The sequence below is a fragment of the Ruegeria sp. G5 genome, assembly GCF_056533365.1.
The window spans coordinates 57,245-71,214 of the sequence record NZ_JBQFOK010000010.1 but is presented as its reverse complement, the minus strand read 5'-3'; the positions used below and the strand labels follow the sequence as shown (position 1 = coordinate 71,214).

Below are 13,970 nucleotides of genomic sequence, written 5' to 3'. Positions count from 1 at the left end.
CTCAGAACACACCCATTTCCAAACCCGCTGCCAATGCTAAGCCAAGTTCGCGGCATTTCTCCAATTGGTCGGCAGGAATGGTTTTTTCGGCCAGAATGGCTTCGAGTGTCTGCGCATGTGTACACAGGATTAGCGGTGGCTGCACCTCTTTCAGCCGCCAACCCGTTGCGATGCGGGCCATCTGGCGGGCGGCGTTTTCGCCGTCGGACCCGGCACAGACCATCTGCGCATAGGGGCGGCCTTCGATGCGACCCAAAACCGGATAGTAGCTGCGGTCGAAAAACTCTTTCATTAGACCCGAAATAGCTGCCAGATTCTCGGGCGCACAAAAAATGTACCCGTCGGCCTGCAGCATATCTTCGGGTCCGGCCTGATCGGCAGTTTTCAGGATGACCTCTGTCTCATCTCGCGCGGCCGCCGCTGCAGCTTCGGCCATCTGGCGGGCCCCGCCGGTGCGCGAATGGTAAACGATCAAAAGCTGCGCCATGTCAGACCCGGTGATAAGGGCCGCCCGACAGGATGGTTGCGGCCCGGTAAAGTTGCTCGGCCAGCATCACACGGACCAGCATGTGGGGCCAGACCATCGACCCGAAAGAGATGGAAAAATCCGCCTCCGACCGCAGATTAGGGTCTATTCCATCCGCCCCGCCGATGATCAGCGCCAAATCCTGCCGCCCGGCATCGCGCCATCCGCCCAGCTTTTTGGCGAAATCAGGCGAGGACATCACCCGCCCCCGTTCATCCAGCGTACAGATCACTGCGCCCTTGGGCAGCGCTTTGCGCAGCAGCGTGGCCTCAGCCGCCATGCCTGCGTTTTTCTTGTCTTCAACCTCAATCACCCGCGCGGGACCAAGGCCCAGCGCGCGGCCGGTCCGGTCAAATCGGGTCAGGTAATCGTCAAGCAGGGTCTTCTCGGGTCCGGCGCGCAATCGCCCGACCGCAACTATGCTGATACGCATATCTCTCTCGCCTCCGGCCCGTTAGTGCAGGCCGGGATGGCGCCTCAGTTGGCTGAGGCGCTGCCGCCCGCAGGCAGCCACATCTTTTCCAGCTGGTAGAATTCACGCACTTCGGGGCGGAAGATATGGACGATCACGTCGCCCGTATCGATCAACACCCAGTCGCCGGCATCCTTACCTTCGACCTTCGAGGTGAAACCGAATTCCTGCTTGATGCGATCCGTCAGCTTTTCCGCCATAGCCGAGACCTGACGGGTCGACCGACCCGAGGCAATCACCATGTGGTCCGCAACCGAAGATTTGCCCTGCAGATTGATCTGCACAACCTCTTCGGCCTTGTCATCGGAAAGTGAGGAAAGGATACGTTCAAGCAGCTTATCGCTGATTGACTGAGAGTGGGCCATCACGCTGGCCCCGTCATCGGCGGGCAACCCCGCCTGGGTATGTAGAGACAGGACATAGTCCTCCTTTGCTGCGCGCCAATCAATCCCGGCGCCGGGGTACTAATAAGGTAACAAGCGGATTGCAACATTTCAATGAACCGGCACGCAATGGGGGCAACGGCTGCTCACTCTTCGGCGATCTGTTGCGAGTCTGCGTCGGACAGCAGGCGAACCTCGCGCTGCGGGAAGGGCAGCGAAATGTCATCGGCTTTGAACGCGTCCCAAAGGGCCAGATAGACATTGCCGCGGATATTGGTCAGCCCTTTTGTCGGGTCGCTGATCCAGAACCGCAGTACATAGTCCACACTACTGTCGCCAAACCCGATGATGTGACACACGGGTTCATGCGATCCGCCGCTGAGGACACGGGTCACGGATTTGACGGCGCGAATGGCCGTCGCCCGCACCTTGTGCGGGTCATCGCCGTAGCTGGTGCCAAAATTCAGATCCAGCCGCACGAATTTGTCAGAATGCGACCAGTTCACCACCTGATTGGTGATCAGGTCTTCGTTGGGGATCAGGTATTCCCGTCCGTCCCGTGTGACAACCGAGACATAGCGCGCGCCCAGCGCATTGATCCAACCAAACGTATCCCCCAGTGAGATCACATCGCCCGGTTTGATCGACCGGTCCATCAGAATAATGATGCCCGAGATCAGGTTGGACACAACTTTTTGCAGCCCGAACCCGATGCCTACGCCAATCGCACCGGACAAAAGCGCGATACCTGTAAGGTCAAAGCCAAGTGTACGGATCGCGGCCAGAAACACCGCTCCATACAGCAGCACCTGTATGCCCTTGGCCAAAAGCACCTGCATCGACGGAGTGATATCGTCGTTGCGCATCAAACCACGCTCGGCCGCGCGTGTGCCGACACGGGCCAGAGTCAGCAAGATACCGATCAGAAGAACGGCCTGCATTATCCCAAGTGCCGAGATATGAAGATCACCAATCGAAATGGCTACGCCATCCAGGAAACCGGCAACGTCATCCGTCAGATTCAAGGCAACAAGCGTTGCATAGACCCACATAGCCCACTTGAATATCCGCCTGAGTGTTCGGTTGCGCACAAGGCGCGCCACCAACGCAATGGCCAGCCAAGCAGCCGCCAAAGTCGCAACAACACCGATGATATAGCTTCGCGACGGCCACGTCACATGCTGCATGACCAGATACAGCGACCAAGACAAAGCCACGAAATACACCAGCGTCAGCCGCTGCATCAGCTGCACCAGAACGCGCAGGCGCCATTTGGGCCAGCCCGTCCGTGCACGCGCCCATGCGTCCCACCGGTTTTGAGTGAAGACGTTCAGGAAATACGCCAGCGCCCAGATCAATACGATGATCACAAGCTGATATTGCCGCCATCCCGGTGTTACGACTAATTCGACAAAGTTCTCAAATTGCGATGAAAAAGCCGCCGTCATATTGGCGTAAAGCTCTGAGATCGTTTCCGGGATAAGGTCTTGGTTCATACACGTCTCCTGACGTTCAGCTTGGACAGCGCGCGCGTTCGATGCAAGCGCAACCTGCCTGCGCCCGGATTGAACCTTGATTGAAGGCAATCCCCGATATATCTGGACGGCATGAGACTCACCGTAGCCCAAATTCAGAACCTTGAAGACCGCGCTCGTCTGCGCGAACGGTTCTATGGGGCTGCCCGCACGGTTCTGGCGCGCCTATCCGCGGCCTGAGCCACCTCGCCAGCCATTTCTCATTACATACGGGAGAGGACCGATGTCCCCCAAAACACTCTATGACAAGATCTGGGATGCCCATGTCGCGCACGAAGCCGATGATGGCACCTGCCTGCTGTATATCGACCGCCATCTGGTTCACGAAGTAACCAGCCCGCAGGCGTTCGAAGGTCTGCGCATGGCGGGCCGCAAGGTGCGCGCGCCGGAAAAGACCATCGCCGTGCCAGATCACAACGTGCCGACCACGCCAGACCGTGTGAACGGGATCGAAAACCCGGAATCGCGCATTCAGGTCGAGGCGCTGGACAAGAACGCCAAGGATTTTGGCATTCACTATTACCCGGTTCATGACGTCCGTCAGGGCATCGTCCACATCGTCGGCCCGGAACAGGGCTGGACCCTGCCCGGCATGACCGTTGTCTGCGGCGACAGCCACACCGCCACCCACGGCGCGTTCGGCGCGCTGGCCCACGGCATTGGTACCTCTGAGGTCGAGCATGTTCTGGCCACGCAGACCCTGATCCAGAAGAAATCCAAGAACATGAAGGTGGAAATCACCGGCAAATTGCAGCCGGGCGTGACCGCCAAGGACATCACTCTGGCCGTGATCGGTGAGACCGGCACCGCTGGTGGTACCGGCTATGTCATCGAATATTGCGGCGAAGCGATCCGTGATCTGACGATGGAAGGTCGCATGACCGTCTGCAACATGGCCATCGAAGGCGGCGCCCGCGCGGGTCTGATCGCCCCCGATGAAACCACGTTCGAATATGTCAAAGGCCGTCCCCACGCACCGAAAGGGGCCCAGTGGGAAGCCGCGATGGACTGGTGGAAGACACTTTACACTGACGAAGGCGCGCATTTCGACAAGGTCGTCACCCTGCGCGGCGAAGATATCGCGCCCGTCGTGACATGGGGCACCAGCCCAGAGGACGTCCTGCCGATCACCGCCACCGTGCCAAACCCCGAAGATTTTGAGGGCGGTAAGGTGGACGCGGCCCGCCGTTCGATCGAGTATATGGGTCTGGAAGCTGGTCAGAAACTCAGCGACGTGGAAATCGACACTGTCTTTATCGGGTCCTGCACCAATGGCCGGATCGAAGACCTGCGCGCCGCTGCAGAAATCCTCAAGGGCAAAAAGATTAAGGACGGGATGCGTGCCATGGTCGTGCCCGGCTCGGGCCTTGTTCGGGCTCAGGCCGAAGAAGAGGGTTTGGCCGACATCTTCAAAGAGGCTGGTTTCGAATGGCGTCTGGCGGGATGTTCCATGTGTCTGGCGATGAACCCCGACCAGTTGCAACCGGGCGAGCGCTGTGCCGCAACCTCGAACCGCAACTTCGAAGGCCGTCAGGGACGGGGCGGACGCACCCACCTGCTGAGCCCGGCAATGGCCGCCGCAGCGGCGATCACAGGACGTCTTACAGACGTTCGTGAATTGATGTAAGGTCCGCTCATATCTAGATATTTGAGGGATTAGTGACATGAGTGACTGGATCAAATGGCTGCTGCTGGGACTTTTGTCCATCGCGTTTGGCATATTCGTGCTGGGCGCGCCGGCAGTGGCGTCTATTGCCGTGACGGTGGTGACAGGGGTGTTTCTGCTGATCTCAGGGGTTCTGCAGATCGCCGGCGGCTTCACCGTTGACGGCACCGGCAACAAGATTCTGTCATTCATCATGGGTGTTGTGATGCTGTTTCTGGGTTGGTCCTTTCTGGATCATCCTTTGCAGGGAACAGTTACCTTGGCGACCGTCTGCCTGATCCTGTTCATGGCAGGTGGTATCGCGCGGGTCATCCTGTCGTTCCAGATGCGCGGAACACAGTATTTCTGGGCGACGCTGATATCGGGCCTGATGTCGATCGTTCTGGCAGTGTTGATCTGGCGCTTTGCCGCGACCGATCCTGCGGTTCTGCTGCAACTGATAGGCATCCTGCTGGGGATCGAAATGCTGTTCAACGGTCTCGGCCTCGTGTTCATGGCGTTCTTCGTCAAGAACGCACCCAAAAGCGAAGCTGCAACACCTGACGAAACAACCGAAGCGAAAGAAGCTTAAACGCGGGGCACGGGCGCGGCCCTCTCCCGCAGGAGTGTAGACATGGAAAAGTTTGACAAAGTCCACGGGGTGGCCGCCCCAATGCCATTGATCAATATCGACACCGATATGATCATCCCGAAAGTGCACCTGAAAACGATCAAACGATCCGGCCTTGGCGTCGTGCTGTTTGACGAGATGCGCTATCACGACCACGGCGGCGAGAACGAGGATTTCGTTCTGAACAAGCCCGCCTACCGCAACACCGAGATTCTGGTGGCTGGCGACAATTTCGGCTGTGGGTCCTCGCGCGAACACGCGCCCTGGGCGATCAAGGATTTTGGCATCAAGGTTGTTATTTCGACCAGCTTTGCAGACATCTTCTTCAACAACTGCTTCAAGAACGGCATTCTGCCCATCGTCGTCGAAGAAGAACACCATGCGATCCTGATGGAAGACGCGCACAAGGGTGAAAACGCCCGGATGACCGTACACCTGGAAGATCAGCAGATCACCACATCGGACGGTGTCGTGATCGAGTTCGATATCGATCCCCACCGCAAGCACTGCCTGCTGAACGGTCTGGATGACATTGGTCAGACCATGGAAAAGGATCACCACATCGACAAGTTCGAAGAACACGCAAGTCAGGCCCGCCCCTGGGTTTGATTCTGTGGATGATTCTGTGGCTACTCAACTTAATGGGGTCACTTCGGTGGCCCCATTCGCATAATTGGGGTCCAGTTTTCCGCAACCACAACATGTAGGGGCAATTCTAAAGTGCACGCCGAATCTGCGTCAGCAATGATGCAAACCAGCACCAGTTTTGCCATCTTTTTGCCTTAAATGGCGTGTTTTCTGCACCTTGGCTTGAGCGTAATGCCGAAGGGGGCCAGTGTTGCCGCTTAGAGGCATCCGTCAAAATATTGAATGGCGGGCACAAGTTGGAATGAAGTCGGCAAAGAACCGGCCTATCCAGTTTGAAAGGGTTCGGATAGTGATTGCGCGCACAACAGGGGCGGCAATTCGGGGCGTTTTGGTTGCACTTATGGTGTTGACCCCCGCGTTGTATTTGCCCGTATCGTCAACGAATGGGACCGAGATCGTCGTGTTTCTCGCCATTCTCGCGTTTTTCCTGACCTTTGCCGAATACAATTCGGCCTTTCCCAGCTTTATTGAATTCCGCGATGCCCCACCGGTAAATCGCCTGCGCTTTGTAGGTCTGGTCTCAATGGTCACGTTCCTGACGCTGATCTGTAAGAATGCCTACGCTCCCACAGCGGTGACCGAAGTGTTTTACACAATCGGCGTGAGCATCGCGAATATCGTCGATTTTCCATACTCGCCTGTGCGTCTGATTGTGCTGATGTTGCCCGTCGACGCCAGCTTTCCCCTGACCGAACTGGTGCGTATTGCAGCCAGTGTCGCCTATGTGGTGGCCCTGATCACAATCGGCAGCTTTGCATACGCCGTGAAAATGCGGGGTTGGCCCACGGGCAACGGCGCATTCAACGTTTGGACAAACCTGCCGCTGTTCGACCCCACCAAGGGCGGAGACGTCGTTACCCGTCTACAGCGGGACGGACGTTTGAACATCTCGATCGGCGTGCTGCTGCCCTTCCTGATCCCGGCGCTCATCAAACTGCTGACCGACTATGCTAACCCGATCTCGTTGAGCAATCCGCAGACCCTGATCTGGACCATGAGCGCATGGGCGTTCCTGCCCGCAAGCATGATCATGCGCGGTATGGCCACGGTGCGCATCGCCAACCTGATCGTCGAAAAACGCCGCGCTTATTCCACGACCGAGTCTACTCAGACCGCATGATCCGCGCACTCCTGCTGCTCCTCCTGCCCGGCTTGGCACAGGCAGAAACCGTCCGCATCGCCACTTTCAACACCGAACTCAGTCGCGAAGGCCCCGGCCTTTTGCTGCGCGACATTCAGCGCGGCGACGCACAGGTTGAGGCCGTTGTCGCGGTGTTGGCGCATGCCCGTCCCGATATCGTTGCACTGCAAGGGATCGACTGGGACTTAAAACAACAAACCCTATCCGCGTTGCTGGATCGGTTACGTGCAGACGGGTTGGACTATCCCTATCACTATTCGGCCCAACCTAATGCGGGCCTCGCGACCGACCTGGACATGGACGGTGATGGTCGAACCCACGGTCCCGGCGACGCACAAGGTTGGGGCAAATTCACCGGGCAAGCAGGGTTGGCCGTCTTGTCACGCTATTCTATCCGAACGAACGAGGTTCAGGATTTTTCGACCCTACTGTGGCGTGACGCACCGGATGCGCTGTTGCCCAGTAAAGACGCTGCACCGTTCCCGTCGGCAGAAGCTCAGGCCCTTCAACGCCTGTCCTCAGTCGCGCATTGGATGGTACCGGTCGATACGCCCATCGGGTCCGTGGACCTGATGACCTTTCATGCCGCGCCGCCCGTTTTTGACGGGCCGGAAGACCGCAATGGCCTGCGCAACCACGACGAAATCAGCCTGTGGGCGCAGGTATTGAATGGCCAAGTGGGTCGGATGCCCAAAGGGCCGTTCGTTATTGCCGCAGACGCCAACCTGGACCCAGAGCGTGGCGAGGGGCGCAAACAGGCCATTCAAGCGCTATTGGCGGATCCCCGTCTGCAGGACCCGAAGCCCAGTGACACGTCGGGTGACCAAACCACAGTCGTTTGGAAAGCAGTCGGCGAGATGCGCGTCGACTATGTCCTTCCATCTGCTGACCTGCGGGTTGTGGACGCGGGCGTATTCTGGCCACCCGCAGGTTCTGAGTTACGTGATACTGCCGAACTGGCCAGCAGGCACCGACTGGTTTGGGTCGACGTCGCCCTTCCTTAAGATCGGCCTCAGGCAGGATCATTTGCCAATACCGACCCCACGGCGATGCGTAGCGCGTCATCCAGCGCGGTTTGTTGAAACTCCGGCAGAAGCGCATCAAAATCTGATCCATCCAGTCGATGGGGCAAGTCCCAGAGGTAGCGCATCTCAATCAGGTGCTTGGCCATCGGCCAGAAAGGTCGGGCAAGGTAAAGCGACCACCAGTGCATTTGCCTCAGCGTGACGTCGTTACCCGTGACGCGCGTCAAAGCTTGCGCGAGTTCATGGCCGGTCACAGAATACCCCGGATAGGACAGGTCACAATACCGGGGCAAGCTGTCCCGAATTTCGGCCAACCCAACCGCTGCCTCTGCGAGATCCGGCAAATAGGCCCAACTGTGGACACTGTCCGGGCGGCCCGGATACGTGAACTGGCCCTGAGGCAGGCGTTTTATCATAACCCGGTCAAACCAGTTGCCCGAGGGGCGCGTATCAATGAAGTCACCCGCGCGCAGAAGGATCGTCTTGACCGATGAAGCGCGGTACGCCTCTTCCATATCGATCCGTATACGCCCTAACGGATTGGCCGCAGTATGAGGTGTGGAACCCGACCACGCATCGGCGGGCTGAGCACCAAACACGTAGACATTGCCGGGGATGATCACGGTCGAGTCACTATTTGATGCGGCAGCTATGACCTGTTGGGTCAGTTTCGGCACCTGCTGTGCCCAATGGGTATAAGGCGGGTTCCACGCATTGACGATGACCTGCGCCCCGTTGGTTGCGCTGTCTAGGGATTGCGTCCCACGCTGGAACGTGCGGACAGCCCATCCGGCCTGGTCGAACGCCGCAACAGCATTTCGACCGAACCGACCGGTTGCGCCCAGAATAAGAACAGTTTGCGTCATGATCACCTCGCTGCTTACCGCAATATGGGCCATTCAGAGCGATTCAGGAATTGCAGGATACCGTACAGCGTGTATTCATTTTTGAATGGATAAAACGCTCTCACCCGCTGACTGGTCGCTGATACAAAGCTTTCTGGCCGTTGCCGAAACCGGCTCGCTTTCCGCCGCTGCCCGGCGACTTGACCGCAGCCAACCCACATTGGGCCGTCAAATTCACGCCCTTGAAGAGGAGCTGGGCGTGTCCTTGTTTGACCGGCATTCTCGTGGCCTCAAACTTAGCCAGATCGGTGCCCAGCTTTTGCCCATGGCGCAACAAATGCACTCGGCGATGAACGCGCTCAGCCTGACGGCTGCCGGACAATCCCAGCAACTGGAAGGGTCCGTGCGCATTACGGCCTCGGTCTTCGCATCGCACCACCTGCTGCCTCCGATATTGGCCCAAATTCGCGCCAAGGAACCGGCCATCCAGTTGGAACTGGTGGCGACCGATGCCACCGAAAATCTTTTGTACCGAGAGGCGGATATCGCCGTGCGCATGTACCGGCCCGAGCAGGTAGATATCATTTCCCGTTACCTGGGGGATGTGCGCCTGTGTTTCTGTGCAGCCAAATCGTATCTGGACCGTGCAGGGCGCCCGGATGCGCCTCAGGAGTTGTTCGAACATGATCTTGTCGGCTTTGATGCCAACCCGCATATCATCAGCCGTATGCGGGCTCGGGGGTGGCCAGTCAGCAAAGACAGCTTCGCCACCAGATGCGATCTGCAAAGCGCCTATTGGCAATTGGTCCGTGCGGGGTGCGGCATCGGTTTTTCACAGGTTCAGGTGGCCGAAGCAGACCCGGACATCGAAGTTCTCGATCTGGATGTCGAGGTCGAAGCCCTTCCTGTCTGGCTGGCCGCCCCTCAGGCCATGCGCCAGACGCCACGCATTCGCCGCGTCTGGGACTTGCTGGCCGATGGCCTGAAATCCAGCCTCAAGGCCTAAAGCGGGCCGGTATAAGTGCCACGCGCGGGATAATTGTTCCCCAGGGCAAACTTCAGACCACCGACGATATCGGACATCGCCGGCCGGGCGAATGGGACCGTTTGTTGCCACGCAAAGAACAGTGTCTGATATGGCGTGATAAAGAAATGTCCAGGCTCGGCGAACATGTCGGGTTCCGCGCTGCCTTCGCGTGCCGTCGAGATGTTCAGACCCCAACCTTCCCGCGCCTCGGCCAGAGGCAAACTATGCCCGACCCGCAAGCGGGACACGCCCGCTTTTTCGACCGTCTCAGCCGCGCGTTCTGCCGTATCCGTTGTGATCATGACCACTTCGACGCCCAGCGCTGCGAAATCGTCCAGCGCCGCCTCAACCTCGCTCATCTGGTTGATGCAGATCGGGCAATGCAGGCCGCGGTATTGAATCACCAGTGTTCCGTTTTCACCTTTGTCGGCGTCCAGATCAAAGGTTCCATGACCCACCGTTTCAATTTTCAGCGCGGGGACGGGGTTTCCCGGTATCAACATGTGTTTTCCTCGTGTTTTGGTGGGTTCGTCTCATTGACCCGATGCCGCGCAGACGCTAGGCCCTTTGCGACAAAACGCAAGGAGACTGTCGATGTCCAACCCCTCGCTCCTCATCCTGCCCGGAGACGGAATTGGCCCGGAAGTTATGGCCGAAGTGCGCAGAGTAATCGATTGGTTCGGTGAAAAACGCGACCTTCACTTTGACGTGAGCGAGGATCTGGTCGGCGGTGCCGCGTATGACGCCCATGGCAAACCCCTGTCGGACGAGACGATGGCCAAGGCGCAAGAGGTCGATGCGGTTCTTCTGGGTGCTGTTGGCGGCCCGAAATACGACAATCTGGACTTCAGCGTGAAACCTGAACGTGGCCTGTTGCGACTGCGCAAGGAAATGGACCTGTATTCCAACCTGCGTCCAGCTCAGTGTTTTGACGCGCTGGCAGATTTCTCGTCGCTGAAACCCGACGTTGTTTCCGGCCTCGACATCATGATTGTGCGCGAGCTGACCTCGGGCGTGTATTTCGGTGAGCCCCGCGGCATCTTCGAAGAAGGCAACGAGCGTGTCGGTATCAACACGCAGCGCTACACCGAGAGTGAAATCGAACGCGCCGCGCGCTCGGCCTTTGAACTGGCGATGCGCCGGAACAAAAAGCTCTGCTCGATGGAAAAAGCCAATGTCATGGAATCTGGCATTCTGTGGCGCGAAGTCGTGGATCAGGTCGCCAAGGACTATCCCGAGGTCGAGCTGATCCATATGTATGCCGACAATGGTGCGATGCAGCTGGTGCGCGCGCCCAAGCAGTTCGACGTTATCGTCACCGACAACCTTTTCGGCGATATCCTGTCGGATTGTGCCGCGATGCTGACAGGTTCGCTGGGCATGCTGCCGTCTGCCAGCCTGGGTGCTCCGATGGCCAATGGTCGACCCAAGGCGATGTATGAACCGGTCCACGGCTCGGCCCCCGACATCGCGGGTCAGGGCAAGGCCAACCCCATTGCCTGTATCCTCAGCTTTGCTATGGCGCTGCGCTACAGCTTTGATCAAGGCGCAGAGGCTGACCGCCTGGAAGCCGCCATTGAGAAAGTTCTGGCAGACGGCGTCCGTACAGCCGATCTGTTGGCCGAAGAAGGGGTCGAGCCCGTTTCGACCACGGAAATGGGCGACGCTATCCTGGCGGCGCTGGACGAAAGCCTCTGATCAGGGACGCAATCGAACGTTTAAGGCGGCGCCAGCTGGTGCCGCCTTTTTGTTTGGTTAGTCAGTTTCCGAAAATGTTGTTCAACAGGTTGTTGATCGCCTTTTCGAAACCATTTCCAGAGTTGCGGCGCTGCTGACGCGGCTGAGCTGTCCGTACGGGCGGATCCGGTGCGAGCATTGGCAGCGGAGAGGGCGTCATGCCTTCGGTCACGCGCACCATTGTCTCTTTCCAGATTTCAGCCGGCAAACCACCGCCCGTCACACCGGACAGGGGCGTGTTGTCGTCATACCCCATCCAGACACCTGCCACGTAGTCAGCAGTGAACCCGATGAACCAAGCATCTCGCGCCGCCTGAGTGGTGCCCGTCTTGCCCGCCACCTGCCATCCCGGCAGCTTGGCACGGCCGCCTGTGCCTTCGGACACAACACGCTCCATCATCCAGGTAAGCTGTTTGGCGGCTTTGTCGTTGATGACACGCTCACCGATACCCGTTGTTGTCACCATGACCGGCGTTTCATCGCCCAGTAATTTCAGCTCGGTCAGGCCATAAGGTTCCACGGCCGATCCGCCGTTCAGGATGCCAGCATAGGCCCCGGTCATCTCGATCAGCGTGCTTTCGGACGCACCAAGGGCCAGCGCGGGACCTTCGGCCAGATCGTTGGCTATGCCAAAGCCGTTGGCCACGGTACGCACATTCTCCAACCCTGAAATCTCAGCCACCTTCACCGCGGGAATGTTCAGAGAGTTCTTCAACGCGTCCGCCAACGAGACGCGACCGTAGAACTTGTTGGTGTAGTTCTTGGGGCACCATTGCCCGGAACCGGGAATGTCGATGCAATAGGGTTCATCCATCACCGTATCCAGCGGGGAATACCCCAGTTCCAGCGCGGTGGCGTAGACAAAGGGTTTAAAGGAAGACCCTGTTTGACGCAGCGCCTGCGTCGCCCGGTTGAATGCGCCCGAGACGCGGGTCTTGCGTCCGCCGACCATCGCACGCACGGCTCCGTCAGCCGACATCACAACAATTGCGGCTTGCGCCTTGGACCCTTCGCGTACCTTTTCCTGAAAGATGTATTGCAGCGCCTCTTCCGCCGATTTCTGCAGGCGCTGGTCCAGAGTCGTGCGAATGACCACATCTTCGGTCGTATTGCGCGTAAAGAACTCGGGCCCGCTGGCCATGACCCAATCGGCGAAATAACCGCCCGCCCGTGCTGCGGCAGCCTCGGACAGCTCGGCAGGGCGCGCGCGTGCTTCACTGGCCTGCGCGGATGACAAATAGCCCTGATCTTCCATCAAGCCCACAACAAGCCGTGCCCGGTCCTGAGACCGTTGCAGATTGTTCGTCGGTGCATACCGGGTCGGTGCCACCAACAAGCCCGCCAGCATCGCCGCCTCGGACGGAGAAACCTCAGCCGCTGAAATACCAAAGTAACGCTGACTGGCCGCCTCGAATCCACGTGCGCCTGCGCCCAGAAACGCGCGGTTCAGATAGATGGTCAGGATTTCATCCTTGGAGTATTTGACCTCCATCGCCATCGCATAGACAGCCTCTTTGGCCTTGCGCCAGAGCGAGCCCTGACGGCAATCGGCCTCATAAGCGGCTTCAGACTCCCACTCGTTCGGCACATAAGGCACGCCCAGACACAATAATTTGGCCGTCTGCTGCGTAATCGTCGACCCGCCATGGCCTGACAGCGGGCCCCGCCCCTCGCTCAGGTTAATACGGACGGCGCTGGCCACACCCCGCGGGCTGACACCGAAATGACGATAGAACCGCTTGTCCTCGGTTGCGACAACCGCGTTCTTAAGATGAGGTGACACGGTATCTGCCGTAATCACACCACCAAACTGATCACCGCGCCACGCAAAGACCTTGCCGTCCCGGTCCAGCATCGTCACCGAACCGCGCGCGCGACCGTCCAGCAGAGAATCAACATCCGGCAAGGTCGAATAGACCACCCCGATTGCCAGTGCCAATAACAAGGCGCCAACCGCACCCACGCGCCAGGTCACACCCCAGATCAGACGCCACAGCCAGCGGAACATACGGCGGAAAATCCCACCGCCGCCTCCGCCGGATTTCTTGCGTGTTTTCTTTCTACTTGTCCGGCGAGTGGTTGTTTTGCGCGCAACTGCTTTCTTGCCTGCAGGCTTTGCCGCACGCTTGGTCGCCTTGGGCTTGCGCCCTTTCGACGGGTATCTTTTATCCGCGACAAGAGGTGTCTTGCGGCGCCTGGACTCAGTCATTTCCAAACTCTGCCCGGTTATCGTTTTCAGGCACCATACCCTGCCACATCCTTGAAGTAGAGGTCAGAATTTCCGGAAATTGGCTTACTTTTTCTGCACATTTTTTAGGCATTGTTATTATTTTGTGCAAAAATTGTGCACCTTGC

15 protein-coding genes are annotated in these 13,970 nt (G+C 58.4%); 8 read left to right on the top strand and 7 right to left on the bottom strand.

All coding sequences use genetic code 11. From position 1 onward, the window contains the following. Position 1 precedes the first annotated feature (1 nt). The 4 genes from ACR0BD_RS16520 to ACR0BD_RS16505 form a co-directional block, all read right to left on the bottom strand. Positions 2–487 (bottom strand): flavodoxin family protein, encoded by a 486-nt coding sequence (locus ACR0BD_RS16520; protein ID WP_480832041.1) that lies wholly within the window; start codon positions 485–487, stop codon positions 2–4. 1 nt (position 488) lies between these two features. After that, a complete protein-coding gene (gene rlmH, locus ACR0BD_RS16515; protein ID WP_480698332.1) occupies positions 489–959 on the bottom strand; it encodes a 23S rRNA (pseudouridine(1915)-N(3))-methyltransferase RlmH in 471 nt (156 codons plus the stop codon). A 44-nt stretch (positions 960–1,003) separates the two neighbouring features. After that, positions 1,004–1,363, bottom strand: a complete 360-nt coding sequence (gene rsfS / locus ACR0BD_RS16510) for a ribosome silencing factor (protein WP_480698334.1) — start codon at positions 1,361–1,363, stop codon at positions 1,004–1,006. A 164-nt stretch (positions 1,364–1,527) separates the two neighbouring features. Then, positions 1,528–2,877 (bottom strand): mechanosensitive ion channel family protein, encoded by a 1,350-nt coding sequence (locus ACR0BD_RS16505; RefSeq protein WP_480832039.1) that lies wholly within the window; start codon positions 2,875–2,877, stop codon positions 1,528–1,530. A 111-nt stretch (positions 2,878–2,988) separates the two neighbouring features. Between ACR0BD_RS16505 and ACR0BD_RS16500 the strand changes: the two genes are divergently transcribed. The 6 genes from ACR0BD_RS16500 to ACR0BD_RS16475 all read left to right on the top strand — a co-directional run bounded on the left by ACR0BD_RS16500 (position 2,989) and on the right by ACR0BD_RS16475 (position 7,985). Next, positions 2,989–3,096: an isopropylmalate isomerase gene (locus tag ACR0BD_RS16500; protein WP_174819376.1), complete on the top strand. Its 108-nt coding sequence runs from the start codon at positions 2,989–2,991 to the stop codon at positions 3,094–3,096. A gap of 43 nt (positions 3,097–3,139) precedes the next feature. Further along, positions 3,140–4,543: a 3-isopropylmalate dehydratase large subunit gene (leuC, locus tag ACR0BD_RS16495; protein ID WP_480832037.1), complete on the top strand. Its 1,404-nt coding sequence runs from the start codon at positions 3,140–3,142 to the stop codon at positions 4,541–4,543. Positions 4,544–4,580: 37 nt separating this feature from the next. Further along, complete coding sequence (locus tag ACR0BD_RS16490) at positions 4,581–5,153, top strand: HdeD family acid-resistance protein (RefSeq protein ID WP_480698340.1); 573 nt, start codon at positions 4,581–4,583, stop codon at positions 5,151–5,153. A gap of 42 nt (positions 5,154–5,195) precedes the next feature. Further along, the gene (gene leuD / locus ACR0BD_RS16485) at positions 5,196–5,801 is read left to right on the top strand and encodes a 3-isopropylmalate dehydratase small subunit (RefSeq protein ID WP_480698342.1); all 606 of its coding nucleotides are present in this window, start codon (positions 5,196–5,198) and stop codon (positions 5,799–5,801) included. Positions 5,802–6,129: 328 nt separating this feature from the next. Next, the gene (locus ACR0BD_RS16480; protein WP_480698344.1) at positions 6,130–6,960 is read left to right on the top strand and encodes a hypothetical protein; all 831 of its coding nucleotides are present in this window, start codon (positions 6,130–6,132) and stop codon (positions 6,958–6,960) included. Beyond that, positions 6,957–7,985: an endonuclease/exonuclease/phosphatase family protein gene (locus ACR0BD_RS16475; protein WP_480832034.1), complete on the top strand. Its 1,029-nt coding sequence runs from the start codon at positions 6,957–6,959 to the stop codon at positions 7,983–7,985. The genes ACR0BD_RS16480 and ACR0BD_RS16475 overlap by 4 nt, the downstream gene beginning before the upstream one ends. An 8-nt stretch (positions 7,986–7,993) precedes the next feature. Here ACR0BD_RS16475 and ACR0BD_RS16470 read toward each other — a convergent pair whose 3' ends face one another. Then, positions 7,994–8,872 (bottom strand): Rossmann-fold NAD(P)-binding domain-containing protein, encoded by an 879-nt coding sequence (locus ACR0BD_RS16470; protein ID WP_480832033.1) that lies wholly within the window; start codon positions 8,870–8,872, stop codon positions 7,994–7,996. 85 nt (positions 8,873–8,957) lie between these two features. Between ACR0BD_RS16470 and ACR0BD_RS16465 the strand changes: the two genes are divergently transcribed. Further along, positions 8,958–9,857, top strand: coding sequence for a LysR family transcriptional regulator (locus ACR0BD_RS16465; protein WP_480832031.1), 900 nt, complete (start codon positions 8,958–8,960; stop codon positions 9,855–9,857). On the opposite strand, the gene ACR0BD_RS16460 is transcribed toward ACR0BD_RS16465, so the two are convergent. Continuing rightward, a complete protein-coding gene (locus ACR0BD_RS16460; RefSeq protein ID WP_480832028.1) occupies positions 9,854–10,381 on the bottom strand; it encodes a redoxin domain-containing protein in 528 nt (175 codons plus the stop codon). The genes ACR0BD_RS16465 and ACR0BD_RS16460 overlap by 4 nt on opposite strands. Before the next feature lie 91 nt (positions 10,382–10,472). On the opposite strand from ACR0BD_RS16460, the gene leuB reads away from it, so the two are divergent. Next, positions 10,473–11,576 (top strand): 3-isopropylmalate dehydrogenase, encoded by a 1,104-nt coding sequence (gene leuB / locus ACR0BD_RS16455; RefSeq protein WP_480698354.1) that lies wholly within the window; start codon positions 10,473–10,475, stop codon positions 11,574–11,576. A gap of 61 nt (positions 11,577–11,637) precedes the next feature. On the opposite strand, the gene ACR0BD_RS16450 is transcribed toward leuB, so the two are convergent. Then, the gene (locus tag ACR0BD_RS16450) at positions 11,638–13,824 is read right to left on the bottom strand and encodes a transglycosylase domain-containing protein (RefSeq protein WP_480698356.1); all 2,187 of its coding nucleotides are present in this window, start codon (positions 13,822–13,824) and stop codon (positions 11,638–11,640) included. Positions 13,825–13,970 lie beyond the last annotated feature (146 nt).